The 25,390-nt window shown below is 50.9% G+C and carries 22 protein-coding genes and 1 pseudogene; 14 read left to right on the forward strand and 9 right to left on the reverse strand.

Features of this window, described 5'->3' with window-relative positions:
- Positions 1 to 220 precede the first annotated feature (220 nt).
- From VE954_RS12525 to VE954_RS12540, 4 genes are all read left to right on the forward strand, one after another.
- Complete coding sequence (locus VE954_RS12525; protein ID WP_324953178.1) at positions 221 to 613, forward strand: hypothetical protein; 393 nt, start codon at positions 221 to 223, stop codon at positions 611 to 613.
- Positions 558 to 1,442 carry a DUF692 domain-containing protein gene (locus VE954_RS12530; RefSeq protein ID WP_324953221.1) on the forward strand — a complete coding sequence of 295 codons (885 nt, stop codon included), beginning with the start codon at positions 558 to 560 and terminating at the stop codon, positions 1,440 to 1,442. The genes VE954_RS12525 and VE954_RS12530 overlap by 56 nt, the downstream gene beginning before the upstream one ends.
- Positions 1,429 to 2,067 carry a hypothetical protein gene (locus VE954_RS12535; RefSeq protein WP_324953179.1) on the forward strand — a complete coding sequence of 213 codons (639 nt, stop codon included), beginning with the start codon at positions 1,429 to 1,431 and terminating at the stop codon, positions 2,065 to 2,067. The genes VE954_RS12530 and VE954_RS12535 overlap by 14 nt, the downstream gene beginning before the upstream one ends.
- Positions 2,068 to 2,336: 269 nt before the next feature.
- Positions 2,337 to 4,967 (forward strand): 7TM diverse intracellular signaling domain-containing protein, encoded by a 2,631-nt coding sequence (locus VE954_RS12540; protein ID WP_324953223.1) that lies wholly within the window; start codon positions 2,337 to 2,339, stop codon positions 4,965 to 4,967.
- A 44-nt stretch (positions 4,968 to 5,011) separates the two neighbouring features.
- On the opposite strand, the gene VE954_RS12545 is transcribed toward VE954_RS12540, so the two are convergent.
- Together VE954_RS12545 and VE954_RS12550 are read right to left on the reverse strand one after the other, a co-directional pair.
- On the reverse strand, positions 5,012 to 5,413 hold the full coding sequence (locus VE954_RS12545) for a hypothetical protein (protein WP_324953181.1): 402 nt from the start codon (positions 5,411 to 5,413) through the stop codon (positions 5,012 to 5,014).
- The gene (locus VE954_RS12550; RefSeq protein ID WP_324953183.1) at positions 5,413 to 6,750 is read right to left on the reverse strand and encodes a hypothetical protein; all 1,338 of its coding nucleotides are present in this window, start codon (positions 6,748 to 6,750) and stop codon (positions 5,413 to 5,415) included. The genes VE954_RS12545 and VE954_RS12550 overlap by 1 nt, the downstream gene beginning before the upstream one ends.
- A gap of 225 nt (positions 6,751 to 6,975) precedes the next feature.
- On the opposite strand from VE954_RS12550, the gene VE954_RS12555 reads away from it, so the two are divergent.
- Positions 6,976 to 7,233: a hypothetical protein gene (locus VE954_RS12555; RefSeq protein WP_324953185.1), complete on the forward strand. Its 258-nt coding sequence runs from the start codon at positions 6,976 to 6,978 to the stop codon at positions 7,231 to 7,233.
- An 803-nt stretch (positions 7,234 to 8,036) separates the two neighbouring features.
- Here the strand turns inward: VE954_RS12555 and VE954_RS12560 are convergent.
- A complete protein-coding gene (locus VE954_RS12560) occupies positions 8,037 to 8,717 on the reverse strand; it encodes a hypothetical protein (RefSeq protein WP_324953187.1) in 681 nt (226 codons plus the stop codon).
- 288 nt (positions 8,718 to 9,005) lie between these two features.
- Entirely contained in the window at positions 9,006 to 11,147 is a 2,142-nt protein-coding gene (locus VE954_RS12565; protein WP_324953189.1) for a CapA family protein, read from the reverse strand.
- A 162-nt stretch (positions 11,148 to 11,309) separates the two neighbouring features.
- Here VE954_RS12565 and VE954_RS12570 point away from each other — a divergent pair.
- Positions 11,310 to 11,773: pseudogene (locus VE954_RS12570) on the forward strand (hypothetical protein); the annotation flags it as partial.
- A 141-nt stretch (positions 11,774 to 11,914) separates the two neighbouring features.
- Positions 11,915 to 12,733 carry a polysaccharide deacetylase family protein gene (locus VE954_RS12575; RefSeq protein ID WP_324953191.1) on the forward strand — a complete coding sequence of 273 codons (819 nt, stop codon included), beginning with the start codon at positions 11,915 to 11,917 and terminating at the stop codon, positions 12,731 to 12,733.
- A gap of 226 nt (positions 12,734 to 12,959) precedes the next feature.
- On the opposite strand, the gene VE954_RS12580 is transcribed toward VE954_RS12575, so the two are convergent.
- The gene (locus tag VE954_RS12580) at positions 12,960 to 13,472 is read right to left on the reverse strand and encodes a D-Ala-D-Ala carboxypeptidase family metallohydrolase (protein WP_324953193.1); all 513 of its coding nucleotides are present in this window, start codon (positions 13,470 to 13,472) and stop codon (positions 12,960 to 12,962) included.
- A gap of 725 nt (positions 13,473 to 14,197) precedes the next feature.
- Between VE954_RS12580 and VE954_RS12585 the strand changes: the two genes are divergently transcribed.
- Positions 14,198 to 14,971: a hypothetical protein gene (locus VE954_RS12585; protein ID WP_324953195.1), complete on the forward strand. Its 774-nt coding sequence runs from the start codon at positions 14,198 to 14,200 to the stop codon at positions 14,969 to 14,971.
- A 466-nt stretch (positions 14,972 to 15,437) separates the two neighbouring features.
- Here the strand turns inward: VE954_RS12585 and VE954_RS12590 are convergent, their stop codons facing one another.
- On the reverse strand, positions 15,438 to 18,212 hold the full coding sequence (locus tag VE954_RS12590) for an Hpt domain-containing protein (RefSeq protein WP_324953197.1): 2,775 nt from the start codon (positions 18,210 to 18,212) through the stop codon (positions 15,438 to 15,440).
- A 288-nt stretch (positions 18,213 to 18,500) separates the two neighbouring features.
- On the opposite strand from VE954_RS12590, the gene VE954_RS12595 reads away from it, so the two are divergent.
- Entirely contained in the window at positions 18,501 to 18,866 is a 366-nt protein-coding gene (locus VE954_RS12595) for a hypothetical protein (RefSeq protein WP_324953199.1), read from the forward strand.
- A 44-nt stretch (positions 18,867 to 18,910) separates the two neighbouring features.
- Here the strand turns inward: VE954_RS12595 and VE954_RS12600 are convergent, their stop codons facing one another.
- Complete coding sequence (locus VE954_RS12600; RefSeq protein ID WP_324953201.1) at positions 18,911 to 19,123, reverse strand: hypothetical protein; 213 nt, start codon at positions 19,121 to 19,123, stop codon at positions 18,911 to 18,913.
- Here VE954_RS12600 and VE954_RS44220 point away from each other — a divergent pair.
- From VE954_RS44220 to VE954_RS12615, 4 genes are all read left to right on the forward strand, one after another.
- Positions 19,073 to 19,300 (forward strand): polysaccharide biosynthesis protein, encoded by a 228-nt coding sequence (locus VE954_RS44220; RefSeq protein WP_414698998.1) that lies wholly within the window; start codon positions 19,073 to 19,075, stop codon positions 19,298 to 19,300. The genes VE954_RS12600 and VE954_RS44220 overlap by 51 nt on opposite strands.
- A gap of 546 nt (positions 19,301 to 19,846) precedes the next feature.
- On the forward strand, positions 19,847 to 20,179 hold the full coding sequence (locus tag VE954_RS12605) for a helix-turn-helix transcriptional regulator (protein WP_324953202.1): 333 nt from the start codon (positions 19,847 to 19,849) through the stop codon (positions 20,177 to 20,179).
- Complete coding sequence (locus VE954_RS12610; protein WP_324953204.1) at positions 20,176 to 21,462, forward strand: type II toxin-antitoxin system HipA family toxin; 1,287 nt, start codon at positions 20,176 to 20,178, stop codon at positions 21,460 to 21,462. Before VE954_RS12605 ends, VE954_RS12610 begins: the two co-directional genes overlap by 4 nt.
- 1 nt (position 21,463) lies before the next feature.
- The gene (locus VE954_RS12615; protein ID WP_324953206.1) at positions 21,464 to 22,144 is read left to right on the forward strand and encodes an adenylate/guanylate cyclase domain-containing protein; all 681 of its coding nucleotides are present in this window, start codon (positions 21,464 to 21,466) and stop codon (positions 22,142 to 22,144) included.
- Between the two features lie 12 nt (positions 22,145 to 22,156).
- On the opposite strand, the gene VE954_RS12620 is transcribed toward VE954_RS12615, so the two are convergent.
- Both VE954_RS12620 and VE954_RS12625 read right to left on the reverse strand, forming a co-directional pair.
- Positions 22,157 to 23,227: a hypothetical protein gene (locus VE954_RS12620; RefSeq protein WP_324953208.1), complete on the reverse strand. Its 1,071-nt coding sequence runs from the start codon at positions 23,225 to 23,227 to the stop codon at positions 22,157 to 22,159.
- Positions 23,224 to 23,574 (reverse strand): hypothetical protein, encoded by a 351-nt coding sequence (locus tag VE954_RS12625; protein WP_324953210.1) that lies wholly within the window; start codon positions 23,572 to 23,574, stop codon positions 23,224 to 23,226. The genes VE954_RS12620 and VE954_RS12625 overlap by 4 nt, the downstream gene beginning before the upstream one ends.
- A gap of 469 nt (positions 23,575 to 24,043) precedes the next feature.
- Here VE954_RS12625 and VE954_RS12630 point away from each other — a divergent pair, with 469 nt between their 5' ends.
- Positions 24,044 to 24,919: an acyl-CoA desaturase gene (locus VE954_RS12630; RefSeq protein ID WP_324953212.1), complete on the forward strand. Its 876-nt coding sequence runs from the start codon at positions 24,044 to 24,046 to the stop codon at positions 24,917 to 24,919.
- The last annotated feature ends 471 nt before the right edge of the window (positions 24,920 to 25,390 follow it).

Raw genomic sequence — 25,390 nt, forward strand, 5'->3', positions numbered from 1 at the left:
TTGTCGATTCCATATATTCGAATTAGACTCAATATTGTAGCATGAGTCCTATCTTTACAGGAAGGATACTGTGCGAGGGCGAACCCAGCTGAACCCACCCCTTACATGATCCATAAAGCCCATTCTAGAGTTGGATTTAAGATATCTGACCTCGCGTCTGAGGCGGCCCCACAAAAGGCATTATTGAGAGCGGTTTACAGTCCACCTGAGGAGAATGAGTATGGCTAAACGTGAACGAATGCTGGAAATTGCAGCCTTGACCTTGAGTGTCGGTGCAGCGTTGGGAACTCCAGAAGACGGCGTCGCAGCTCCCAAAAAGGGTCAAAAAACCGCTGAATGCTACGGGATCAATACCTGTAGGGGTAACAACGGCTGTGCAATTTCCAAAGACCATATCGAAGCAGCCAATAAAGTTTATAAGGAACATTATACCAAGAGCAAAATCATCGACTGTGCGGGCAATTCTGAGGGTTCAGCCAAAGGCGGCGTGCTGGCCTGGGTTTCCAAGCCTACCAATGATGAATGCTGGAAAGAGGGGGGATTTGTCTTTGAAAAAGATGCCGGAGGCAAGCTCATCATCCGCGATAAGGAAGGTGTCAAGAAATCTGGCTAAATGGGGCATCGGCCTACGTCCTCAGTACTTCAGTGCCCTCGAGGCTTGCGATTCCTTACCTATGCTCGAGATCATGAGCGATAATCTGATGTTTCATGAGGGAGGGCCAGCGTTGGCTCGAACGCTGGCTCTCGCCGAGCGAGGCCCTGTGCTCTTGCATGGGGTCGGGCTGGATATAGGGGGTTGCGACCCTCTCGACGAAACGTATCTCAATGAACTTTCCAGGCTCATCACCCTGTTTCAACCCGCGGTCGTGAGCGATCATTTATGCTTTACACGATCAGGTGGCCGATCGACTTACGAACTCCTGCCGATTCCAAGGCACCGGCGCTATCTTCAACATATAAGCGAGCGCATCACAAGGGTGCAGGAAAATTTGGGTCGGCGCATCTGTCTTGAGAATCCTTCGGCCTATACGAGTTATGTCGGCGACGAGATGAGCGAAGGCGAATTCTTTTCTGAGCTGGTTGCGCGAAGCGGTTGCGGGGTTCTGTTGGATGTCAACAATCTCTATGTTAATTCTTATAATTTCAACTTCGATGCGGCGCATGAGCTTCTCAAATTTCCGATTGAATACATCGAGCAGGTCCATGTTGCAGGTTACACTGATTGCGGATCCTACCTCTTCGATACCCACGACAAGAGCCCTGCGCCGAATGTCTTGAATCTGCTTCGGTTGACTCTCGCAGCTTTACCCGCTGTATCCCTGCCAGTAATTTTGGAGTGGGATCAACAAGACGCCAACCTCGAACAAGTTTTGGGCGAGTTGACCAAGGTTCAGAAGGCTATCTTTTTGCGTCGGGAGGATGAATCGCATGCTCACCCCTGATGATATTAACTTGCAGCGGGCCATCGTGGAGCAAGTGATAGCAATCAGGCCACGTCCCGGTATCAAGGAAACTTTAGCCGGGCTCCATCCTCACTACGCGTCGCGAATTGGTGTCTATCATGATAGCTTTCTCGGTCGCGCTGTCTCTTCATTGGCTGAGGTCGTGCTTGCACCAGTCTGTGCGGATTATGGACCTGAGTTGATCAAAGAGTTGGTCGCTCGCTATTTTGCAAACCTACCGCCCAGTTCGCTGTGCATTGTCCGTGCTCTCGATGGATTGGCAAGTTTTATACGAGAGAAGTCTGAAGGAGAAAGTGTCGGTGATTTGGCGGATGCCATAGAAGTGAGTCTGGCCCGTTGGCACCTGCTCCACGGTGTTGATCCCCCTTCTCAGCGTAGACCAGGACACCTCGCAGGACCCGCCGTTTTTTCGGCCGGTGTCCTCATGATTAAAATCAAGTTTGATACGATTGCTGCGTTCAATGTTCCCCGATCTCTCCATACCATCGCCCGATTGTTGACCCAGGGGAACAGCATCGAGCAAGTTATTAAAAATCTCAATGATCAGGACATTGCAGATTGTGATGAGGAGGAGCTGGCTGGATTTTTATGCCTCATTTTTTGAGAGTGGCGATCCGGTGCGAATCGATGAAATCCTGCCGATCCGTACGGCAAATTTCTCCCATCGTCCGTTTTCACCAGCAACCGAGAAGGAGAAAGGCGACTTACACGAAAAGTGAGTGAAAAGTAGTGCACCTTGTTTCCATAATAGTCGCATTTCTTATGCTGCCAAGCTTTATGGCTTCAGGTGTCGAGCGCGCATTCGACCTGAGATCAGACTTGAAAGGCCAGTATTTAGGTCAGTATATGGAGACCTGCCAGACTCCTTTGTCCATGGCCACAGACTTTCCGTCTGTTGTCCAAAACTGGCACCAGTTGACCTGCTTGCAAGGACGACAGGAAATCCCTAACCTAACCATGGGTCGCGGGGATTTCTGGCTTAAAGTACGTCTCAACCTTCCCGCATCTCAGGCTAAGACGGTCATACTCGAACACAGCTGGCCGAGTGACTACGTGAAAATCATACATATGACACCCGCTGGAATCGCGAGTCAGGCAGAGTTCGGCAACGATGTTGACCAATCTCATCCGATCTTGAATCGCTATGCTGCCCAGAAATTAGAGATGCAGCCTGGTGAGAATACGATCTATATCCATCTGAAACATATAGGCACGGTGCTCGCACCCGTCAGAATTTGGTCGGAAGAAGCCTTCCAGCAGAGCAAGTTTGAGGAAAACGTCGCTGCTGGCATTCTCGTAGGCGTGACTCTGGCCATGGTCTTTTATAACATTTTTCTCTACCTGACCTTCCGAGTGACCTCACAGTTATATTATGCTGGATTTTTGGTCACGACGTTCTGGTATCTTTTCTTTTATTCAGGCTTGGTAACCTATGTTCCCCAGCCCTGGCGTGAAATATGGACCCAAACCTGGATCGCTTCTGGGTCCATGGCGCTGATGCTTCTCAGCAGGTTTACACAGCATTTTCTCAACGTTGGGCAAAAGTCTCGCAGGCTTTTGCGTCTATTTCAGTTTTACTCCTGGGTTTTTACCCTCAGTGTTGTGTGTAACTTCATTCACAGAGAAACCGCGTACATTCTTTTCATAACTTTCCTAACACCTTATATTCTGACCTGCATTTGGGCGGGTGTACTCGGGCTCTTTAAAAAAGAGAGACATGCCCTATTCTATCTCTTGAGTTTTTCCCTGGTTCTGATTGGTGGTTCTCTTGAAAATTTGATTGCCTTCGGGCTCATCAGCCCTAAATGGGCGTTCTGGCCTCTCTTTACAGCCTCCAATCTGCAAGTCATGCTCCTCTCACTAGCATTGGGGGACAAGCTGCAGTCTGATCAGAAGGCCGCCCACAACCGAATTATGAATTTGAATGAAGAGCTGCAAAAGCATGTGCATCACGTCAATGATTTGGTTGACGAAAAAACCCGAGAAATTCGCTCGGTCATGGAAAATATCCCCCAGGGTCTTCTGATGATTAAGCAAGATCTCACCATTCACCGCGACTACTCGGCCTATTGCACGACTCTCTTCGAACACCAGACGATTGAGAATCGCGAGGCAATCCCTGTTATTTTCAACCAGGCTTTGCTCGGTGAGGATCAGCGGGCTCAGATTCAGTCTGCCCTGCAGGCCTGTATGGGAGACTCTGAGCTTACGTTCCAGATGAATGAGGATTGCTTCCCTCGTGAATTCAGTCGCCAAACTCCGGGTGCCGAGACTCAAACCCTCGAAATGGACTGGCATCCTATCGTGGACTCCCAGGAGAACATAGAACGCATACTCGTCAGTGTTCGAGACGTCACCTCGCTCCGTACACTCCAGCACCACTCCGAAGAGCAAACCTATCGTTTGGCTCTTATTGGCGAAATTATCAACGTCGATCAACTGACGTTCGTCCGCTTCCTGAAGTCCTGCCGAACGTTCAACGCAGAGAACAAGAGACTCGTTGATAACCTTGTCACGAACGATCCAGAGGTTCATAAGATTCTGTTCATAAATTTGCATACCATGAAAGGTGTAGCCCGCAGCCTTCATCTTTCTAAAATGGCAGATCTCTTCCACAATATTGAACACCACCTGGCGGCTCTTCAGATGGGGCAGGTTGAATTCTCACAGGATGCATTGAAGCAAGAAATCGAGAAGATTGAGCAGTTGCTCCATACTTACGAGTCCGTGTTCACACGTGATCTCCATCGTTCCAGCCAGGCCGACGAGCACGCTATCATACCGATGAAACATCTTGAGCCACTGGTGCAACGGATCGACACTCTCAATCTTGATGACGGCGACGACACGCGCAAGTTTGTAGCAGAGGTGACTTACCTTTTTACCAATCTTTATTATCAAGAGCCTCAGAAGATTTTTGTGGAGGTTTTTTCCGGGCTCGCGCGTCTGGCCAAGGACCTTGCTAAAGAAGTACCCCATGTTCACATGGAACTTGATAATGTCCTTCTCGTCCGTGAAGCCGAAGATCTTATACGAAACGTTTTTGTCCATCTCCTTCGTAATAGTATGGATCACGGCATCGAGTCACCTGTCGAACGTATGCGCAAGGGCAAATCCAGCAAAGGTCTCATTGATGTGCAGCTCCGCGAGGATGCAGGTGTCCTGCGCATGAGTTACCGTGATGATGGGTGTGGCTTTGATCTTAACGCCATTCGTGCCGCTGCGCTGAAGAAAGGGTTCATCCAGGAACATGAGCCCGTAAGCGTTGAACGGCTCGTGCAGCTCATCTTAACGACTGGCTTTACAACATCTCAAACTGTTTCGGAGATTTCAGGTCGCGGGGTCGGTATGGATGCAGTCTCCCGTTATATTCAGCAGCTGGGAGGCACTTTCGAGATTCGCTTGCCTGACAATGTGGATGAGAGCTGGAGCTTCATACCTATCCTCTTTATTATGACCCTGCCGCCACGCTTCTATCGCGTTTCAAAGCCACTGGCCGCCTGATCAGGTGGTTGGCGGGGCTTAGTGAAATGTGTCAAAAGTCATTCTCATCTTGATGCGGTACTTCCCAACTCGGTGCTGACCCGGTACTGTTCGTCGAAGTAAATGATCTTGGGATAGAGAAGGGGATCCCAAACCTTCGCTGTTGTATAGGCCAGAACAGAACTATCCTGGTTGGGCTTGCGAAATACGGTCACATACCAGGGAACTGCGGGGATGCTGTCGGAGATCGAGCCGTCGGGCTCGAGAGGATTTGCCAGGAGGTTGTCACGCCCTGTGTAATCCAAAGGATTTTCGTGAAGATATAGGGCCTCGACCGTAAACTGGCTTTGGTTTTCAAACATCACCTGGGTCATGACAGTATAGTCCAGGTTGCGTCCACCCCCGCACGAAGCAAGGATGGAACACGAGGCAGTCGCCACCAGAAATGAGCGTATGATCCACATCATCAAAAATTTAAATCCTTATGGATGTAGCTAAGTGAGATGCCAAATGTCATCGAATTGAACTCGAGCCTGTCGACGGTCAACCGGGGTCGTTCAAAAATGGCTTTACCAGGCACATAGCGGGCAGGCCCACGGAATTCCATGTCATCGGGCATCTTAACATTCGGATAGACCATGTATTGCCCATGGAAGCCAAGCGCAAAACGGGACGAAAGCATATTGTAGTAAACATCGGCGTCCAGTCGGTAACTTTCCAACGCGCTGAAGTAGCTTTTATGAATCTTTCGATTCTGAAAGGCGACCTCGGTCTGCAGATAGTCAACTGCACTGACCCATGCTGCGGCTGTGTAGGACCAGAAATTCTGCTTGTCTTTGAGCTTGAAGTGACGGCTATAGCCTCCGCCTACAAAAATGCTGGTGCTTCGCAAACCCACTCCATACTCATTGACATAATGAGGGACGACCTGTTGCGTGGCTGGATCGGAAATCACGACAGGTATATCGATGCTGTCATCGGACTCAAAGAGCGGAAGGTGACCGGCAAGATCCTTGATCTTCAATCTTTGGGATCGATAGGTCGGCGAAAAAGACCAGAACCACCCGTTGGGTGGCAGATAGCGCGTTCGGAATTCAAAAACTTCATGTTCCACCCGACCGGCAGCGATTGTGGTGCCGGTGCCGTCCTCTTCGACCCGGCTTGCGACGTCAGCATGCCCTTGGAAATAGCTCAACTGGAAGGCCTGATAGGAGAACCTGTCATCAAAATTGGGGAGGCTATCGTCCACAATCGGCAATTGGCTTTGCCTTTGGGCACTCTCCACATCCCCAAGAGGGTCCCAGGCATTATCATGAACAGAAGCCCAAAATCCCTCTGGGACCGAATTGATTGTCTCAGCTTCACCCCGTAAGACCGTTTCCCCTGCTGGATTGAATACGCGCAGACGAGGCGGAAGTTCTCTGTTGGAACTATTCCTATTGATTATGTAAGTTTTGGAATCGGTTTTCTCCAATTTTTCGCCTATCAGGCGAGTCAGCTTTTGAGTGGCATGGGCTTGAACAGTATTTTTGTCCTCATCACTCGACATAAGATAAAGCCAGCAGGCCCCGCCGTAGAAATAGAATGTAAAGGCGCAGCTGATGGGAAACCAAATTCCCTTTTCAAACGTCTCGTCATAAAGATAGCGGTAAGGACCATACTTTTGCTCTGGAATGTCGGGTCCGGCCGATTCCACAAGGCTGAATTGCTCTTCGTATTGCAGCCGGTACGTCGAGCAGCTGTTCGCGAGCAGACCAGACCCAGACATCAGGAGGATGGCTGATTTGAGACCGAGTTTTGGCATAAATTGGCTTTTTAAAAAGAGCTTTGTTGGTCAAAAGGGATTCAAATAAGCTACCATCCCCCGCGGACGGGTTCGAGACGATTCTGGCTTGGCACTCATTTTTTCCATGGGATGGAAAGTCGCTTCTTTTCACGCTGTACGGTAAGCGCGGTGCGGAGAGCAAGGGTTTGCAGTTTACTTTTGTCGGGAAGGTATGGGATTCATGGGGGGAACGTGAGGGCACCCATGAAAACAAGAGAAATTACTGACAGGAATCATGTGATATGGCAATGCACGCAGGTTTTTTCTGGCGCCAACCCTAAGCTTGCGGGCCGGGCAGCCTGCTTGGCCAAGGAGGACGACGGCAGTCTTTCCATCGTATGCACCCCGTCCGGGGGTGAGCAGACCGTACGCCTGCAACTCAAGGAAGATTGGTACGATCAGATGTCGGACGATGATCTGCGCAAGGCTATTGAGAATGCCAAGGAAAGCAGTGACACCTGAAACCCCTTGAAGGCTTTTTTCCGAAGAATCTCCTCAATACGGGTCCGGTTCGGTTCCCTTGGGTCGGCCAGCTTTTTTTGACAATATTTTTCCCCTCTGAGGTCTCAATAATTTGTCAAAATAGATTTTACGACGATTTATTCGGGTTTGAAGTGTTTTTTTGTCAAATGAATAGATTATGACGCAAATCCTTGGCGCATTCGCGCACCAGCACTTCTTCCCCAGGTAAGATTCCGATCCAATCACATACAGTGCCGATCACGCGCCTTCTTCAGGATAATTTCCAAAGGATCAGGAACGTCCGAACAGGCGTGAGCGATTGGCAAAAAAAGGCCGCGGGAAATCTCACTCACTTTTCATCAAGCAAGGTCGAATGAGGTTAATAGAGAACAATTTATAGAGGTAACGCCATGAGGCCTTCTATCGCACTCCTCTTCTATTTGCTTGCTCTGAAGAACAATAAGCTTCCCAAGAACATTGCTGAGATGGATGCCCAGGTCGGTATGAGAAAGATCGCGTGTATGGAGGCAGTTTTTGGCGATACGCCACACCAAAGTCATTGAGATCGATTCAGTTAAAGAATGACTTCAGTGGAGAGATGACGTCTTGGTTCAACACAAGTAAGCCAGCCAAGAAGATGGTTTGCCCCTACGGACGCTAGCTCCCCAATGTACAATGGGAGTCGTGCGACATTAATCCTGAACTAGGAGGAGGAAGACCCCGCGCGTGTTAACGAGCCACGATCTTCTTGTGGTCGGCGGATAAAACACTCAACCCGAAATGAAATGAGGACGATTCTACGCTCATTGTGGGAGGCCAAGTTTTTGAGCTCTTTCAAAAACGAAGGTTTTACCCGCAGGATTTTGAGCTGTCTTACCATAAGTGAGCACTAATTTGCCGTCTTCAATATTGAGGTCACAGTCCATCTTCTGGAAAGCGGTACCATCCGACGGATCTTTGAAGTACTGATCGTTGCATAGAAATAGAAGATCTCGCTCTGAGTGGGGCGGCTCGTTTCCATCGTCCGCCGGCTGTAATTGACCGCTCATACCAATTAAAACTTCATCCTTGATGATTTGCGTGAAGTTGAATCCGCTGTAAGTCCGGGTCCCATCTTCATCGAGGGAGTTTTTGTACTCAATTTCATTACTATTATAATACTTCTCTTCGAGCACAAGAACCGCCTTTGCTTTTACAGTATCCCCATAACGCAGTCCCGAATAGGACAAGAAGTTCACAAAATGCCCGTTCATATCGATGGCGTTATACATCCGTAACCTAAGAATCCGCGGTGCTCCTTTTGCAAAACTGAGAAGGCGGAATTGGCGCTGCAATCCCGTATCAATATCGTAGCTTTCCATGATTTCATAGGTCTTCTCCTCCGGAAGAAGGTTGGTACCAAATGCATCAAGTTTGCTTTTTGAGTCTGAGCCGCAGGCCATAGTTGAGAGACCGATAAACAGAGCACAGTGCATGCGCTTCATATGTTGCCTTTCGTTTCATATGTGCAGAGATGCTGAGGGTAGTTAGAATAACCCTTGAACTCGAGAAAATCGGCAAAAAACGATATCGACTCAGGATTGTACTCATGTCTTCCCTGGATGCTCCAACATGAAGCACATACTTTTCCCAGCTTAGCCTAACCGGGACGTGAGTGCGGCGAGGAACATTTCTCCGTCTCGGACATGAGACGCTCAGCCTTGGGCGAAATGGCTGAAGCAAGGGATGCTCGGGAATTCATTCCCGAGAGGATGTCACTGATGGAGTGGCCCTTAACTGGCTCCTGGAAGAAAATCCTCTCGCATGGTCACATGACCCTTCCCGATAATCCAGGCATGGTCATACATAGGGCTGAACGCGCTTCCTTCCGGTGCCCATTCGATAAGTCTCAAATCATCGAAATCAGCATAGACTTTTTGTCCCGTCTCAGAGGGAAGAAGTCTCAGATAGAGTCCCACTGCAGGCTTTACTCTCTCATCGTCCAAGGTCGTTTCAATCGGGATTACGTAATCTGGAAACTCGGGCGCAACCGCATCGACGCGAAAGGAGACCCATTCGCCTGTCGGAGGAACCGCGTGAGTCACCACAGTCTGCGTCATCGATGGTCCCTTGGAGTCCGGATGCCAACTGAGTTGCACATGCAGGCGACCGTTTGTACGAGCCATACCCACGAGTGTGACTTGCGTCTTTGGTTTAATCAGAATGCGCCTTTGGGTGGTCAGAACAATATCGCGGGTATCGCTGCGTTCACGCCATATACCCGCTCCAAGCCCGCCAGCGTAGGCATGTTGAGGTGCAATGGCTTTATCAACTCCAGGAAATAACCAAAGTGCTCCTGTTCGAGGCTTGAGCCCAACGGCCTGATCTTCGAAAGATCCCGTCCAGAGCAGGTCGCGGCCCAGCCTCAGGATACTGGGCGCATGGGCAGCTTTAAAGTCGGAAATCCACCCCTTTTGGATAGAAAACACATGCCCCATCGCTTCCTGACTCTCGAGAGCTACATCTTTCTCGCTGCTTTGAGCCCGTCCGGCTCCATCAAGGACAGCAGCACCATTTTCAACGACAAATAGCCCTGCGTCGCTACGCCCCGCAGCTCCTGTCGCGACGTGCTCAGCCAGCTTTCCTGTGACGCCGTGTGGAATAAATCCTTCGATGATCAAAGGTTCCAGATACGCATGGATAATTTCACCATGGCGTACATGCACAACCAAAATATAGGACTCGAAGGTTTGCCATATCGTTTGGTCGAAGATCATATTCCCTAGAGTCCAAGCGATAAGGGAATCCTTCTGATCGATGCGCTGCCGCCCGAAGCCGCCCACGACATGCGGATGATGATTGATGACGAGAGTCGCGCCTGCCGCCTGAGCAGCCAAAGTAAAATTTTTGACCCTCGGGGTTGGAACGCGTTCGTACTCGTAACCTCCGTGCACCATAAAGATAACGGTTTCCGCGCGCTTTTTCGCTGCCGCGATTTCGCGCTGTATGCGAGCCTTATCGCATTTGGCAGCCCCGGCCTTTGTGGGAGTCGCGACATAGCTACGAGGATGCTCTTCTCCAGTGATTGTAGTGCACCCAAGCAGAGCGATCCGATTGGGCTTACCGCCGCGACGCTTGGAGGGAATCTCGTGGAATGCAGGCTGCCAGGCTTCTACCTCGGTACCACCTGCTCCAAAAGCATTATAGCCTTTACGATACCCGGCAATCTCTAAAATCTCTAATGTTTCAGCGACGCCGCTATCATTCTTATCGTAGAGATGATTGTTCGCGAGACCTACTACATCAATACCAGCCTCTTTTAGAACATCAGCTGCACTCGCATGGCTTGCGAATGCAAAGCGTTTGGTCTCATGGAAATCACTCGGCCGCATTTGGAACGGGGCGTAGTGGGGCCATGCTCTGGAGAGAGGTGTTTCAAGATTCACGATGGTGAGGTCGGCGTCAGCCAGCAGCGGTCTGATGGAGCGAAAAAGCTTGCTTTGTTCTCCTGGCCCGTCGCCGCTTTGGATGAGACCATCACTGGTATCGCCATCCTCATTCGTGTCGTAGAAACGACGTCCCAGCATCGTATCGCCACCGAAAAGTAAAGATACCGTTTCTCCGTCATAATTCGGTGTTATGCGCACAAGTAGGGGCGAATCAGGTGAACCTGCCCGCGTGCGAGATATATAATCGGGATGGCTCACCGTAACCCAGCGGTTGCCGTACGCGGGAGGTGTTGAGAATCGGCCATCGCTGTCGGTGAACACTGTGCCTTCCATGGTTATCACGTTAGCGCCTGGCACCGGTCGGCCATCAAGATCAATGACTCGCCCCGATACAATCGTCACCACCTGTTGGATAACGTCCGTTGAATCTTTCCTTCGACCACCTTGGGATCCGCAGCCTATGGCAAGTAGAGATAAAATCAGCACGCCAGTCTTTCTACTCGATATCTTTGCAATCATTCCCGTGAATCTTTCATGTTTTGAAACAATGTTTGCCTCATATGAGACAGGTTCTCCCTGTCATGCCAGAGAGTCGAATGCGCATAAGTAAAAGCGGCGGATAATGATTCAAATCTCGGGTACTGCCTCATCGGCCGCATTGATCAGCGGACTTTCGTGGATACCTATTCCAAGGTCGCCATTTGCAAGCTCTACATCACCAAAACCCCCATCACAACCGCTGATTTGCTCAACGACAGGTCATAACCTACTTCGACCACTATCACGTTCCTGTGCTCCGAATTTTCACCGGCCGGGGGACAGAGTATTGCGGGAATCCCGAATCCCATCGCACGATTCTCAATGAATTTCATCAAGTGACATTCCGTAAGAAGGTCAATCAAAGGATTGAGGAGTTTCAGATTGATCTTGACGTTTGGTTGACGGAGTACAATGGCGAGCGGACCCATCAAGGCAAGATGTGTCTTGGAAGAACTCCATTCGCGACGTTCATGGGTGGGATGAGGCGGCCGCAAGGCCTTTGCAGAAATTACGCTCGAACTGATTTCCGCTTGGACACAATCAGCCCGCAGCTATGGCGCTTAAAAATTTAATCCGGAACCATGGCTGTGTTGCCAGTCTGCGTACAACCGGAGTACGTTAAGAAAAGCGAATTTTAAGAAAGGCGCAAGCTTTTTGGAAGCCTCTGTTGTCTCAATTCAGACCCATTACCCAAGTCGTTTGGATTGCAGCCCATGAAACGAACCTATCTGCCCAAAGCCATCGGCCTCATTCTATGCCTCTTCAGTTGGATGCTTTGGCCCTCAATCACAGCTTTCCTGGCCACAGCTCTGATCATTCTCGTGGTCCTCGGTGCCCTATGCATACCCGTTTTTAACCCCCGCTCCAGTTTTTATATTCCAACATTTGCCAAAGGCAACCCAGCCACGCCCCAGGTGGCCCTAACCTTTGACGATGGCCCCGATCCACACTACACCCCCCGGATCCTCGACCAACTCCAAGCCGAAAACATCCAGGCAGCATTTTTTGTAGTAGGTGCTCGTACTCAAGACCACCCCGACCTGGTACGCCGTATCCTCGAACAGGGCCACGTCATCGGCAATCATTCCCAAACGCACCAATTCAATTTTCATTTTCAATCGAAAGCAATGATTCGCAAAGAACTCGATACATTTGATGCCACACTTGCATCCATCATCGGCCAACGCTGCCGATTGTTTCGATCGCCCCAAGGCTTTCGCACGCCTCTTCTCAGCGACGTCCTAAGAGAACGTGGACTCGCCTGCATCGGCTGGAGCGGCCGGGGTTTGGACAGCTTCCGCCAGGACCCAAAGCTTATTCTCAAAGCACTCCTCAAAGGCCTCACAGGCGGCAGCATTCTGCTGCTTCACGACGGAGGCGGATTGGGGTCTCGCATCGAGCGAAGCGCCACACTCGAAACGCTGCCTCTGCTCATTCGCGAAGTCAGATCCCGTGGCCTGCAGTTTGCGCGTCTTGACCATCTGCTGGCCATCGAACCCTACACGGATATCAAGGATCAAAATCCGATTTAGCCGCTCAATCTCACGCCACCGACCATCACCTCGAAGCGCGATCACCACCTGGGACAATCTGTCTCCCAAACCCTACAGGCTTCCTGAATGCCGCAGTCATTGATCTGATGTTTACGGAAAATTGCGGATTTGCTGGCGCAAGATATCAAATTCACCTTAAAAGCCAGGTGACCAGTGAAGATCTAGACCGAGGTTCAAGACCAGGAAAGCCACAAAGAGTCCATGATCACGCGATGCGTGAGCCCTTGGGTCTCGAGCCCGCTTGACTCGGGTCAAAGGCTTTGTAGCTGATTTTTCCGGCGACACTTGTTCGGCTTAAAAATTGCTGGCGGGCTCGTTGGGCAGAGATATGAACGATTTTCTGGTCGTACTCGACAATCACTTGCTCCACCGGCAATCCCAGCTTGTAAATAGCCCTGGCAATATCTTCAAGGGATACATCCTCTATCACGATGTCCGCGGCCGCGATATGATCAAGCGCACGATGATCACTGTCCGCAACGCCACCCGCTTTGAGATTCACCTGTTCGCTCCGATAGCCCGAGGTGATCTTGATCGGTTTTTGAAAATGATCCCGAAGTGGCTGCAGAATATGAACTGCCAGCCACCGAAGGTTTTGAATCGCTTCTGGGCTCGGCGAGTTGTCGAGCTTATGCTGGTTGGCAATGGTGCTCGCCGTGAACTCGGCCAGAGTAAAGTTCTTGCTGAGACTGAGGGAGGGACTGGACTTGGTAACCATGAGGTGCCTCCAAGTTGTTGAGATGCGCGACTTCCTATCGGATTTTTGAGTGAAAAATCCCAGTTTCTTTCCAAAAAGTGTGTTTTCAGGCAGAAGTTGAGATGAGTTTCAAAGGCCCGGAAGCAGACAAGGATGGATCGCTCGAAACGATATACTTCGAAGATCGGTTGGTTTCTCAGGACAGGAGTTGGTCGTCACTGGGTGGATTGCTTATGTTCCAGGACCTGCTTGCAGCAAGTCCGCTCGAAGAGCGTGCTGGTGAGGTCTTGCCTCGCCAGCGGCGTGTTGGTGAGTCGTCAGGTCGCATAGACTCCTACGGAGGGATGTTTTTTTGGGAATTTTCGGGCTTTCCGGCGGAGTCAAGATTTACGGGGCACGTTTCTTTTTGATGGTCTACGGGGCTCGTTCAGCTCAAAGTAATGGGCCGTGAATCGGCAACGATCGACTTTCTTTTCCTGAAGATGTCGCTCGCTCCCCTTGCGATCAGCATCCGCCAAGTGGCAGCCCGCGCAGTTTCAGATATTCTTCTTGTTTACAAATGCATGAACCCGCAAAAATAAAAAATACTTGCAACAAATAACGCAAATATTTGATCATTATCGAGTCAAATCAGATTTGTATGGGCAGGATCAAAGCCTGATCATTTCATTGAAATTTCGATATGGCCAAATTCTTGTCCATTGTCCAAACGCAACAAAAGCCATCAGGCAATTGATCATGTTAAAATGGAGTCGAAAACCTTATCTGCAGAGGAGCAAGACATGCGGGCATTGCTGATGATCGCGATACTGGTGAGGCTGCTCTCGTTTTCCAATCAAGGAGAGGCGGCGAGCGGCACCAAGGTTCTGATCCTTGAGATCGACCCTTTTAAGCCGATAACCGCAGCTTACGATGAGAATGCTCAGAAAGGGGTAAGTGCTGCCAACTGGTCCGGACGAGTGGATTTCAATGTTCAGGGTGCATTTTCCACAGGGCCGGAGTTTTGGGTCGGAAATTTTGTTAAACGCGGTCGAGACTACGGAGACGGCCAACCGCGCCGTGAAGAACTCTGGCTTGGTGAGCAGCAGAAATTAAGTGCCTCTCGCTTTCGTTGGAATTTTACAGTCTGGGAGATAGGCGAAGCCATGCGGGGATGGTCACTTACTGCGGGTTATGATTATATTCGCATTGATGCCAAAGCCAATCGTTACACTGATGGGCCAGCGGATACACTGCCAGTCGGTGCACCTATTGATGCACCACAAGATGAAACCGACATGGTTACTGATATTCGTCATGGATTTCATATCGGTCTCGGGCAGCGATGGCTCATTGCAAGTAGACTCACCATATCCTTACAGCTGACTTTGAATACGATGAGTAAACGCATTGTGAGTGTTACCAGCAAGGATCCCAAAGCTGAAGCGTCATATGAGGCCCTTATCGAAACTATTCCTAATTTCCACAGCTCAGCAAGGCCCTATCCCGAAGCAGGCTTTGGCTTGGGCTATGCGTTTTAAATAATTACTGATCACGATGCTTATCCAGTTGAGACAACGGGGCGATACAATGCGTGGTGACATGCCAGGCCCTTATCCAAGCCCCATTTTCATCAGGCAAAAATTGACTTTCAGACCCTCCAGGGCTTTCAGGTTTCCGCGACGTTTGGCAAAGTGGAGCTGGCGCTCGAGGTGCTTGGTCACTGATCACGCACAATAAAGCACCACGCCTTCGAGGGTCATCGGGACGATGCTGATGACCTTGCCGAGGTTCATGCTCTCGCGCAGCACAGCAAATTCTTGGAAGCTTACGAAAATTACACTCAGCCTTTTGATGCTGAGCACGGTCGCAACATCGCCGCCAGCACCCTAGGCTTCGCACTGAAGCCAGGCGAAAATCAAAAGGGTTCGAACAGTAAAAATCACAAACGTTGAACGTTGAGAAATCGGGTTGAACGATTTTATGAGAGGCAGCCCGATGCGCAGGCTAAGACGCGCGCCTGGTACGTGAAGCGCTTCCCAAGCTGGGAACCTCGATGAATAGATCCGAAGGAAGGGTCAATTGAAAGAAAAAATACCAACGCCCGCGGGCTTCATCGATCTCAGTCACTTGAAGCCTGATCTCGCCCTTGTGTCGATGCAAAAGATCCCGAACCGCATCCAGCCCAACTCCACGGCCAGACAGCATGGATGCCTGGGATTTGGTGCTAAATCCCGGATGAAAAATCAGCTCATCAATGATCTCTGTTGACAGAGGCTGATCGCCTCGCAGCAGACCTCGTTCCAGGGCCTTGTGCCGTATAAGTCGAGCGTCCAAGCCTCGGCCGTCATCACTGTACTTTATTTTTAACTGCTGACCGTCTCGGCTCAGTTCGATGCGGAGGCAACCTTGGGGCGGTTTGCTGGATGACAGTCGTTCCTCCAGTGTCTCCAGCCCATGATCCAAAGAATTGCGGACGAGATGCCCAAAGCAATTGATCAGGAGGTCGCTGGCTGCACTCGAGAAATAGAATCCTGTCCCATCGAGATCAATGCGAGGATTCAGCTTACCCAGGTCTTCGGCGATCCGGCTCAAGCCTGAGGTTATTTCCGCAAACACATCTTCCACAGGCGCGAAGACTTTCGGCAAGAGCATCGTCTCGAGCGGCTCCAGATTGGGAACGCTCGATCCTGACCACTTTTCCAAAAAGATCCTCTCCAGTGGCAACCGCTCAATGCCAACCTTACCGGCCAAGTCGCCAAAGCGCAACTTTTTGTGAAACAGATCTTTGTAGGCATCAATCTTCAGCCAGGTTTCATCAACAGCTTTCTTGAGCTCGCTCCAAAGATGGGGGCGAAGCTCCTGCTGCAGCAGCTGAACGACATTCTCTGCGACGTGCACAAGGCTCGCGATTTCGCCAAGATTGAACGAGCGAGCATTGCCTTTGAGCGTGTGCAGGGCGCGGAACACTTCCTGAAGACCATGCTTTTCGTTGTGATGAGGAGCCTCAAGGGCGCGGCGCACTTCACCGAGCAGCTGATGGCAGGAATCCAGGAATCGCGAGAATCGCTCGGGCTTCGCTTGAAGGATGACCTGCAAAAGCTCCATCTCTTCCTGGCTCTTTTGCGCCAATAACTGCAGCTGCCTCCAACTCGTAATATCGCGCGCAGCAACAAGGATCTTATCGACCACACCGAGTTCGTTCACCATCGGTGCCCAGGATAGCTCGACTATCTTCTCGTTCTCTCCATGGGCGATATAGACTTCAGTTGGCAGGTTGGAAACGTTCATATCAAAACACTCAACCGCTTCTCCCATGGATGCGACCAGCGCCGACAGGAATCGACTTCTTTGATCCTCATCCATCCTGCATTTATCGAGAAAGCATCGTGCAAAAGACTTATGTGCCAAATCCTTCGCATCAAGAAGGACCTCTAAAAATTTCGAGTATTCCTCATGAATGGAAAAATCGGAGCCGGTGAGCAGGAATATGCCCTGCTGGATATGCCCCATAATGGAGCGAATAGCTCGAGTCTTCTCTTCAACCAGCGCTTCAACCCGTTCCAACTGATTCTGCAGCTCGGTGTTCAAGGCTTTGATATTGTCCAGGAGCTGGGTCTGGGTCGCAAAGGCTTCCTCGCGCTCGGCCTGATAACGTCGCGCCAGGATCATGACCATCAGGGAAATCACAACGAAGCCACCGATAGGGGCCATGGTCGGGATGGGACTTTGAAATGACGGTGAGTAATGCGCCAGATCATGGAAAACCGTGAGGCTTAAGGCCAAGCTCCCCGCCATCAGAAGACGAGCGTCGGCATGTTTCTGGATGGCTGAGCGAATGATAAGCGGAATCATAACGGCAAGACCGAAGAGAAGGATGATATGGAGCACAGGGATGAAATACCATGCATGCACGAGGCCCATGCCCGCCGCAAGAGCTACGAACGTGAGGAGCCCCCAGTTCAGCCAGATCACACTTCTGACCCAAGGGCTCCGGGATTGCACAGCATCGGCCAGGAACGAAAAAAAGCTGGCGATAATAATATAGATGCCAAAGAGATCAAAATATTCCCAACTTTTCTCGGACAATCCCACGTAGGGTTTGACCAAGGAATCCTGGTTGAACATCAACCACGAACAGGTGGCCGTTGACATAAGTCCAAAGTAGAAGAAAATATCGGCTTGCCGCCTCATCAGCGCTATAACCAGAGCGACGAGCCCCAAAGCTCCGAACGCCCCTGCTGCCAAGATGATCGGCACAAAGCTCCTGGCGTGTTCTGCCATAACCTCTGTCTGGTCGCGGATGGTGGGATAGAGCGTGCGGAGCATATAGCCGATGGCGTAATGAGTGCGGATCATGAGCGGTTTATGACTATGCTGGGGTCCAAGCGTAATCATATGCCATCGCTGGGGACTGACGCCTATCGTTTGTTTTGTAAATTGCCCGAAGCTATAGACCAGCTGCCCGTCGATATAAACCGAGAGATCCTCAAGGCCACTGGCAAAATAGAGGATATACCGCCCGTCCGGTATCCAGGGAAGTTCGTTCCGTAGCCAGACTGTTTTGTTCAAGCCCATCGGCACCGTTGATTCCGAATAACTGTGCCAGCCAACAAGTGACTCCGGGTGAACCAGGCTCGGATCAGAGGCCCAGCTTGCATCCTCGTCTTCCGTTAAATACCATGGGCCGGCGAAGGCAGGGTTTACCGAAGACGAGTCCGCATGACCGCTCCCAAAGAAGCAGCTCATGGCTATGAATATCAGGGCCCAGCGATGGAGCATGAAAGGGTTCGCCTCCGATTGTCTCTCTACGGAGTACGGTCTTGGAAAGTAAGAAAAATGCCTCTAAGCAATCAGTCTGGCTGGTGAAATCCAGCGAATGTAGTGACTTGGAAAATCTTACTTTTTAGAACACGCACACAAAAAAACGGGTGATCCCACAAAATTTTCCGTGCCTGAGGCTTGCTATCAGCGTTTGAAGACAAAAAACCATTGAGCTGAACCGTATGTTGGCAGGGAAGCTGCATCGACAGTTTGTTCATCTTTTACTCAAAACGGGAGGACTATCAGATGACCAAGAAGCCTTACAGCCCAAAACACGGCAAGGATATCCCGCATCAAAAACGCATTGAGGAATTGGCCGCGGATGATTATGTGGAACGGGCACGCGGGGATAATTTCTCGGATAGTGATATCCTGGCTCCCCAGGGTGTCACGGTAAAAACCTCAGACAATGAATCGCGTGAAGACGGCGCATCGAAAACTCTGGCGCAGGATGAAGCGGAAGAGCATGAACGCCGGGTGGAGAACCTCGAAAAACAGCCCCTCGACTGGCTGCATGAGCGCGCCGAGGCCAGTGGTATTGAGGATTGGAAGCAACTTTCGAAAAACGATCTGGTCCAACGTCTCTCCGAAAATTCGGCCCCGGCCCATTAAAGCTTACCGCGAAAACCCAGGACCGCGGGTCCTGGGACTTTTTTTCATAACCCTATAAAGTCATCATGGCTATGGTTTTTTTTATCCATCATAGGATTGGTTTTTGCGAGGCTACCGTCAGGAAAAATCTGCTTAGCCTTTTGCTTTAAAATCGCGAAGATGAAATCATTAAACTGAAGGACCAAAGACCAGTCATTGTCGTTCATATGGGCAATGTCGCCGACAGGGCATTTGTAGAGAACATTTTCAGCAAACATCGACCTGAGTTAGTGTTCCATGCAGCAGCCTATCAACACGTTCTCTGGTGGCATCCAACCCAATTCCAAGTATCCATAACAATATTCTCGGCACAAAAACTCTGGCAGAAACCGCCGGCAACTGTAGCATTACTATTCGATTCTTCTGTAGCATTTTCGTCTTCACATTGTTGCTGAGATGACTGCTTCGCTATTTTCGGTTTTACAGGGTGCCTTGGAGCACGATATGGCGATGCAGGCGACAGCCAGCAATAGAGGTGCGTAAGATTTCATTCGCTCTTCCTCGGTCTAACATTATCCTTACGGATGTGGCTGGAAGTCACATTAAAATGGAAAAAGAATTTAAATATTGCAGCGGTATATAGCAATGCTTTCGTGAGGTCGACGGAGTTTAACGCGTCTGTTTTGATAAACTTACCGTAAGGCGAGTTGGGGGCATTTCGCACTCCATGAAGCACTTCGCACGCATCTATCGTCAGGTTTAAACAGACTTCTACGGCGGAATGCGTTTTTGTGGATTTTAGGAATGAAGGCGCGGGATAAGCAGCTTCATGGGGATGATAAATCATCCTTTATTTCATATAAAGGATGATTTATCATGCCTAAAGCTCAAGCCAAATTCTTTGCGAAATTACTTCTGTCTATGATCTTAGGGATGATAAATCATTCTTAAATTGATTTAGGGGATGATGTATCATACTATATTGTATCTGGAGGTGACCTATGCATTCCTCAGCAAATGATCTTCTCCCCCCTCGCATCCGTCGAGCTTTGACAAAGCTAGGAAGCGACATTGCTTTGGCCCGGCGCAAGCGGGGTTTGACAATAGCAATGATGATAGAGCGTATTGGCGTTGCGAAGCAGACCTATCAGCGCGTCGAGCAGGGAGACCCAGCCGTTGCAATGGGTACTTATGCCATGGCAATTTTCGTCTTGGGGCTTGGTGATAAACCTTTCGATATAGCCGATCCGAGTCAGGACGAGCAAGGACTGCTCCTCGACGCGGAAAGAACTCCAAAGCGGGTCCGTGCGAAAAAGGAACCTACTTCACGATGAAACGTTCCATTGAAGTTCATCTTGGTGAAATCGCGCAACGTGTGGGTACCCTTCATTACAATCAGGATGGTAATCGCGGGAGGTCAGCATTCGAATACCACGGAGATTGGCTGGCAGATTCCAAGCCGTTTTCAATCGAACCCGCGCTTCGGCTCGTTAGCGGACCCCAGTTTTATAGAGCTTCAAAAGACGGCTCAAAGTTTAGTGGCGCCATAGCTGACACAGAGCCGGATGGTTGGGGTCGTCGCGTGATCCTGCGCGATCATGCAAAGAGGCGCGAGCAGATTCGAGCGGATGGTGGAAGGGATCTGCCGCCGCCAAATGCCCTCGATTTTTTGCTTGCTGTGGATGATATGAGTCGCATAGGTGCCCTTCGGCTCAGGGACGGCAACCAATGGCAGCGCGCAGACCCTGATTCTGGCGGCCGGACAACGCCACCAGTTATCGAGCTGCCCATGCTATTTGCAGCGACTCGAGCCGTTGAGAACCAGACAGAAACAGAGGCTGATCTTGCTTACCTCCGAGGCAGAGGGACCTCACTCGGTGGTCTCAGGCCTAAATGTACAATATTGGATGACCAGGGTCGTCTCGCTATAGGCAAGTTTCCAAGTGTTCAAGATACGCGGGCAGTGACCAAAGGGGAGGTTTTGGCCTTACGCCTCGCGAGAGCTGCAGGGATTAACGCTGCCCACTGCAAACTGATCGACAGTGACGGGGTGCCTGTGGCTATGATTCAACGCTTCGATCGCACAAAAGCCCGCGACCGAATCCCCTATATTTCCGCTGCAACAATGCTCGGGGCGGACACTGATAGTGATGTTCATACTTACACCGAGATCGTGGACGCGTTGCGGGTCCATGGAGCAGCGGCAAAAGACGATATCGAAGAACTTTGGCGAAGGATAGCCTTCTCAATCCTCATCACCAACGTCGACGATCATCTGCATAACCATGGTTTCCTTCACTCTTCCCGTCAACTCTGGCGACTTGCTCCGGCCTTCGACGTCAATCCTTTTCCCGATCGCCAACGAGACCTGAAAACATGGATTTCCGAGGAGAGCGGCCCCAATGCGACCATCGCTGCCCTGTGGTCCGTTCTGAAGTATTTTAATATTTCTCCTGCTCGCGCCAAGACGATCCTTGGTGAAGTCGAAGCTGCTGTCAGCGGTTGGCGGGATGTTGGGCGCAAGGAAGCCGATATGAGCAATAAGGAGTTGGCCGCATTCGTCGCCGCGTTCGAGCACTCCGAGCGAGTCGCCGCTAGAGACCACATTTCGGGATAAAATGAAGCCGAAAAAGCTTAAGGGAACACGGCCCGGGTTGCGCTTCCTGCCTCATTCAGTTGTGGAAAAACTTGCGCAAAGGGAGGGCAGTCTGGATGAGGAACCCAAGCAGCTCAACTGCACGATCATGTTCTGCGATCTCGTGAATTTCGTCGCCCAAACGTACACTCTGAAGGCCGAGAAGATGGGGCAGATCCTGAATCTGTACTTCCAGACCATGACGGATATCGTTTTTGAAGAAGGCGGCACCATCGACAAGTTCATGGGCGACGGCATCTGCATCATCTTCGGCGCCCCTGAGCCTATGCCAGCCGAGGAACAGGCCAGTCGAGCCGCTCGGGCCGCGATTCGCATGCTAGAGGCTCTCGATGAGCTGAACAGGATCTGGACGCAGCAGTCCCTTCCCGCTTTTGAAATGCGCATCGGCATAGACCGAGGTGATGTCGTGGTCGGCTGGTTCGGTGCGAAAACGCGCAAGGACTTTACGGCCATCGGCGTGAGTGTCAACATCGCGTCGCGTCTTCAGTCCCAGTGCAGGCCCGGCACGATTTTGGTCACCGAGCCTATGGCCAGGACCCTCCCTTCAGGATCCGCCTCGAGCATTGGGTTGAGCCATATACGGGGGGGTGACCATCAGGTGGAGCTGTTTGAGCTCAGAAAAGCTCTGGCGGTGGCTCTTTGAGAGCCAACGGTTTCAAGGGGAAACGGCTTCAGAATCTGATGCCGTAGGCTGAGGTTCACCTGTCGATGTCCAGAAATTATGATCAATGTCGTATTTGTAGTAGTCGACAATCTTTTCCATCCTGTCGCTATGCAGCCTATAGATCGTCGACGTAAAACCCTCGCTGCCCGAACTGCGCTCAACAATATAGGTTTTCTGCCCCAGTTCAAAAATCAGTTCTGGACTTGTTGGCCCACCGTGGTCTGTCATGTCTTTCTCAGGAATATCGCCATCCGCCAAAGGAAAAACGCAGATCGGGGGCCCACGTTGGCCTTCCTCCACTTTGAATTCGCCGGTATAGGGGTCACCCATAGGCCGCAGCTTGCCGCCGTCCAGAAGCCAGCTGTTGATTTCACAGCTCTTGCCTCGCTGCGTGACGGCCTGCAGAAACCCAAAGCGTTCGCCAGCGCTCGCGATCTCGCACCAGCGGACAGTATCCTTGTCACGTCCGGCGAGGGATCGTATCGCTTCTTTATCCGCATCGCTGCATTCCTTTGCAGGCAAAGGCATATCGCATGAGCTTCCCTCGGCAGTGGCATCACATCCAGGTTTCCGCGTGGCGACGATCGTCCTGTAGGTGGTCACTTCCTCTTTACGTAAGCTGAGACATACCCGATCGTAACCCTTGGTGGCTACCGGCACCTTGTAAAAGTCGTAGGATGTGCTCCCTGGCTGCAGCCAGCTATAATCGAAGGTCAGGGCTTGGATGGTCCCGTCACTGCAAACAAGATGCGTGTAAAGAGGGGGACGCCCTTCGCTCGCATGCTCGAACCCGACTCGATCATCGACATGATGGGCAAACGCAAAATGCGGCCCATCCGGAAGATCGAGGGGTGGATCGGTGCTGCGTCCCGATGGGCTTGCCTCGTCCGCCGCCTTTTGTGCGGCTTCAGCTTCGACCTTGGCCTTCGCTTCCTCGACCACGCGCTTGACCTCCGCGGCTTGAGCTAAGTCCTTTTCTTTCTTATGCTGCCAGCCCATCCATGCGCCGCCGCCAGCCAGCGACACGATCAGAACACTTATCAAAACCGGAATGCGCTTCATTTGCAGTCCTCGTGCGTCTTAATGTCCAAAAGCGACAGTCGCTCAATCTCGACAGCTGGATCTCTGCAGGAGAAAACGGAGATCACGCTTGTTTGCGTCAAGGGTTGGCCACGCCATCGTCGAACCGTGGGCTCTTTCATTGGATAGGTCAGTCCCCGCGAAAGGCCCTTTTCCAGCCCTGGCTTGGTGGCGACCAGGCCGTCCATCCCGCTGCGCTTTCGATCAAGATTCCCAGCAAGAAAGTCTGAAGGCTTCACCGCGATAATTTCCTGCGGACGAAGTGAGAAGAAGTACCCGAGCAGTGCAGCAATTGTCATGTCTTCGGGTAGTCTTGAAAAATAGCGCATTTTCCGCGGTAATAGTGAATTGCAGCGGAGTTGCTTTGTTGGATGCTTTATGGCCAGCTTTAGGAAGTCGCACCTGGGCCTTTCTTCCCACGGCTATAGTACTGCCGGTCATTGCGTTGAGGGGCTGCAGAAGAATAATCCTTATCAACTCTCAACTGACTCCTCCCGTGAGGGTTACCGTCGCTGGGCGGAAAAGCTGTTGGCGTCGTTGGCCGCTATGGAAGGGCTGTAGGATGAAGGTTTATCTGTCTCCCGCTTGGTTCAATGACGATCGGCTGGAAGCGTATGGTGTACTCAGCAATGTAGCCCGCGAATTGACCTTACATATGTGCGCTAAATTTATAGCACGGTGTCACTATCAGCGCAGAAATTTACAGGACTATTACATTCATTTCCCCCTCGACACTATATAGTGCAGTCTGAACGGGCCGCTAAACAGCGTCGCCTTGTTCTCCGAAAAGGGGTCTATGTGAGTATACTTGACAGATATCGTCCGGAGGGTCGCGAAAAAATAGATTTTGCGAGAGTCACATTTTTGGTCGTAGCTCACATCCTGGCTATTATCAGTCTTTTTAACTTCTCCTGGCAGGGGCTTATAGCTTTTCTTGTTCTCTATGCCGTCACGGGAATGGGGATAACGTTCGGCTATCATCGTCTGTTCACGCACCGCTCGTTTAAAGTTCCAAAGCTCCTTGAAGTCCTTTCAGCGCTGGCCGGAACCCTTGCCATGCAAGGAAACGTAATGCGATGGGTGGCCCATCATCGCATGCATCATGCGTTTTCTGATGAAGGGCAAGATCCCCACAATTCCAACCGCGGATTTTGGTATAGCCACATTCTTTGGGTATGCTACGCCAACCCTGAGCGTGACAGGCCCGAGGAGCTGCGAAGATTTGCCAGAGATATTGCAGCGGATAAAACTCTGAGGATGATCTCGTCGGATGGTTTTATGATCGCTCTTCAGGCGGCATTATGCGCGTTCCTATGGGCGGTCTGGGGGTGGCAGGTCATGCTTTGGGGTGTTTGGCTGCGGATGGTCGCGGTTTATCATGCGACTTGGCTGGTGAATAGTGCAGCCCATAAGTGGGGCTATCGGAACTATAAGGATGGTGATCGTGCCACGAATTGCTGGTGGGTGGGGCTCCTGACCTTTGGCGAAGGCTGGCACAACAACCATCATGCTCACAGCAATGTTGCTCCAGCAGGCCGTCAGTGGTGGGAGCTGGATGTTACATGGCTGCTTATTAAATCGCTGCGGAGTTTAGGTTTGGCAACTGATGTGAAGACACCGCCGCCGCTGGCACTGGATCCTAATTCGATCCGGCCTGCACGAAGATCGGCGTGAGAGGGTCGCCTTCCCCACGTCCACGCTGGACTTTTGCGCCTTGCCCGCTTGGGTTCAACGATGCTTCCTGTTGAAGAAGGTCCAGCGCTTGTTCATGACCAGCACCGGAATTTTTTTAATTCTCCACGCGCTCTTTCTGTATCAGCTCAAAGGCGCTGGGCCTCGACAAGCCTGTGTGTTCTGAAGTCCGGATGGTTCCTCCACCAAGCCTCTTGCGTTGGTTAAAATTTTCGAGCATACCCCTGAAATTCTTCCAGAATTAACTTGAATCTATCCTGCCAATTTCAATCCTTTAGTCTGTGCAACTGCCCAGGGGTCATTCCTCCCAACGAAGTGTGAGGCCTTTTCTCGTTCGACTTAGCATCTTGATACTCCTCTCAATAAATGAGTATTTTGAGTCTACCCAGTTTGAAATCCTGAAAATTTTTCAATGTGGAAGGTTGGTCAGGGAACAAATATCGCTTTTGCACT

Source organism: Oligoflexus sp. (genome assembly GCF_035638955.1).
Classification (GTDB): Bacteria; Bdellovibrionota_B; Oligoflexia; order Oligoflexales; family Oligoflexaceae; genus Oligoflexus.

Coding starts and splice junctions, on each gene's coding strand:
- VE954_RS12580 (WP_324953193.1), bottom strand. CDS start 13,472: ATGGTTACCAAGTCCAGTCCCTCCCTCAGTCTCAGCAAGAACTTTACT.
- VE954_RS12560 (WP_324953187.1), bottom strand. CDS start 8,717: ATGAAGCGCATGCACTGTGCTCTGTTTATCGGTCTCTCAACTATGGCC.
- VE954_RS12620 (WP_324953208.1), bottom strand. CDS start 23,227: ATGAAGCGCATTCCGGTTTTGATAAGTGTTCTGATCGTGTCGCTGGCT.
- VE954_RS12535 (WP_324953179.1), top strand. CDS start 1,429: ATGCTCACCCCTGATGATATTAACTTGCAGCGGGCCATCGTGGAGCAA.
- VE954_RS12555 (WP_324953185.1), top strand. CDS start 6,976: ATGAAAACAAGAGAAATTACTGACAGGAATCATGTGATATGGCAATGC.
- VE954_RS12610 (WP_324953204.1), top strand. CDS start 20,176: ATGAAACGTTCCATTGAAGTTCATCTTGGTGAAATCGCGCAACGTGTG.
- VE954_RS12600 (WP_324953201.1), bottom strand. CDS start 19,123: ATGTTTGCTGAAAATGTTCTCTACAAATGCCCTGTCGGCGACATTGCC.
- VE954_RS12525 (WP_324953178.1), top strand. CDS start 221: ATGGCTAAACGTGAACGAATGCTGGAAATTGCAGCCTTGACCTTGAGT.
- VE954_RS12605 (WP_324953202.1), top strand. CDS start 19,847: ATGCATTCCTCAGCAAATGATCTTCTCCCCCCTCGCATCCGTCGAGCT.
- VE954_RS44220 (WP_414698998.1), top strand. CDS start 19,073: ATGGGCAATGTCGCCGACAGGGCATTTGTAGAGAACATTTTCAGCAAA.
- VE954_RS12540 (WP_324953223.1), top strand. CDS start 2,337: ATGGCCACAGACTTTCCGTCTGTTGTCCAAAACTGGCACCAGTTGACC.
- VE954_RS12550 (WP_324953183.1), bottom strand. CDS start 6,750: ATGCCAAAACTCGGTCTCAAATCAGCCATCCTCCTGATGTCTGGGTCT.
- VE954_RS12585 (WP_324953195.1), top strand. CDS start 14,198: ATGGAGTCGAAAACCTTATCTGCAGAGGAGCAAGACATGCGGGCATTG.
- VE954_RS12595 (WP_324953199.1), top strand. CDS start 18,501: ATGACCAAGAAGCCTTACAGCCCAAAACACGGCAAGGATATCCCGCAT.
- VE954_RS12545 (WP_324953181.1), bottom strand. CDS start 5,413: ATGATGTGGATCATACGCTCATTTCTGGTGGCGACTGCCTCGTGTTCC.
- VE954_RS12615 (WP_324953206.1), top strand. CDS start 21,464: ATGAAGCCGAAAAAGCTTAAGGGAACACGGCCCGGGTTGCGCTTCCTG.
- VE954_RS12530 (WP_324953221.1), top strand. CDS start 558: ATGCCGGAGGCAAGCTCATCATCCGCGATAAGGAAGGTGTCAAGAAAT.
- VE954_RS12575 (WP_324953191.1), top strand. CDS start 11,915: ATGAAACGAACCTATCTGCCCAAAGCCATCGGCCTCATTCTATGCCTC.
- VE954_RS12625 (WP_324953210.1), bottom strand. CDS start 23,574: ATGCGCTATTTTTCAAGACTACCCGAAGACATGACAATTGCTGCACTG.
- VE954_RS12590 (WP_324953197.1), bottom strand. CDS start 18,212: ATGCTCCATCGCTGGGCCCTGATATTCATAGCCATGAGCTGCTTCTTT.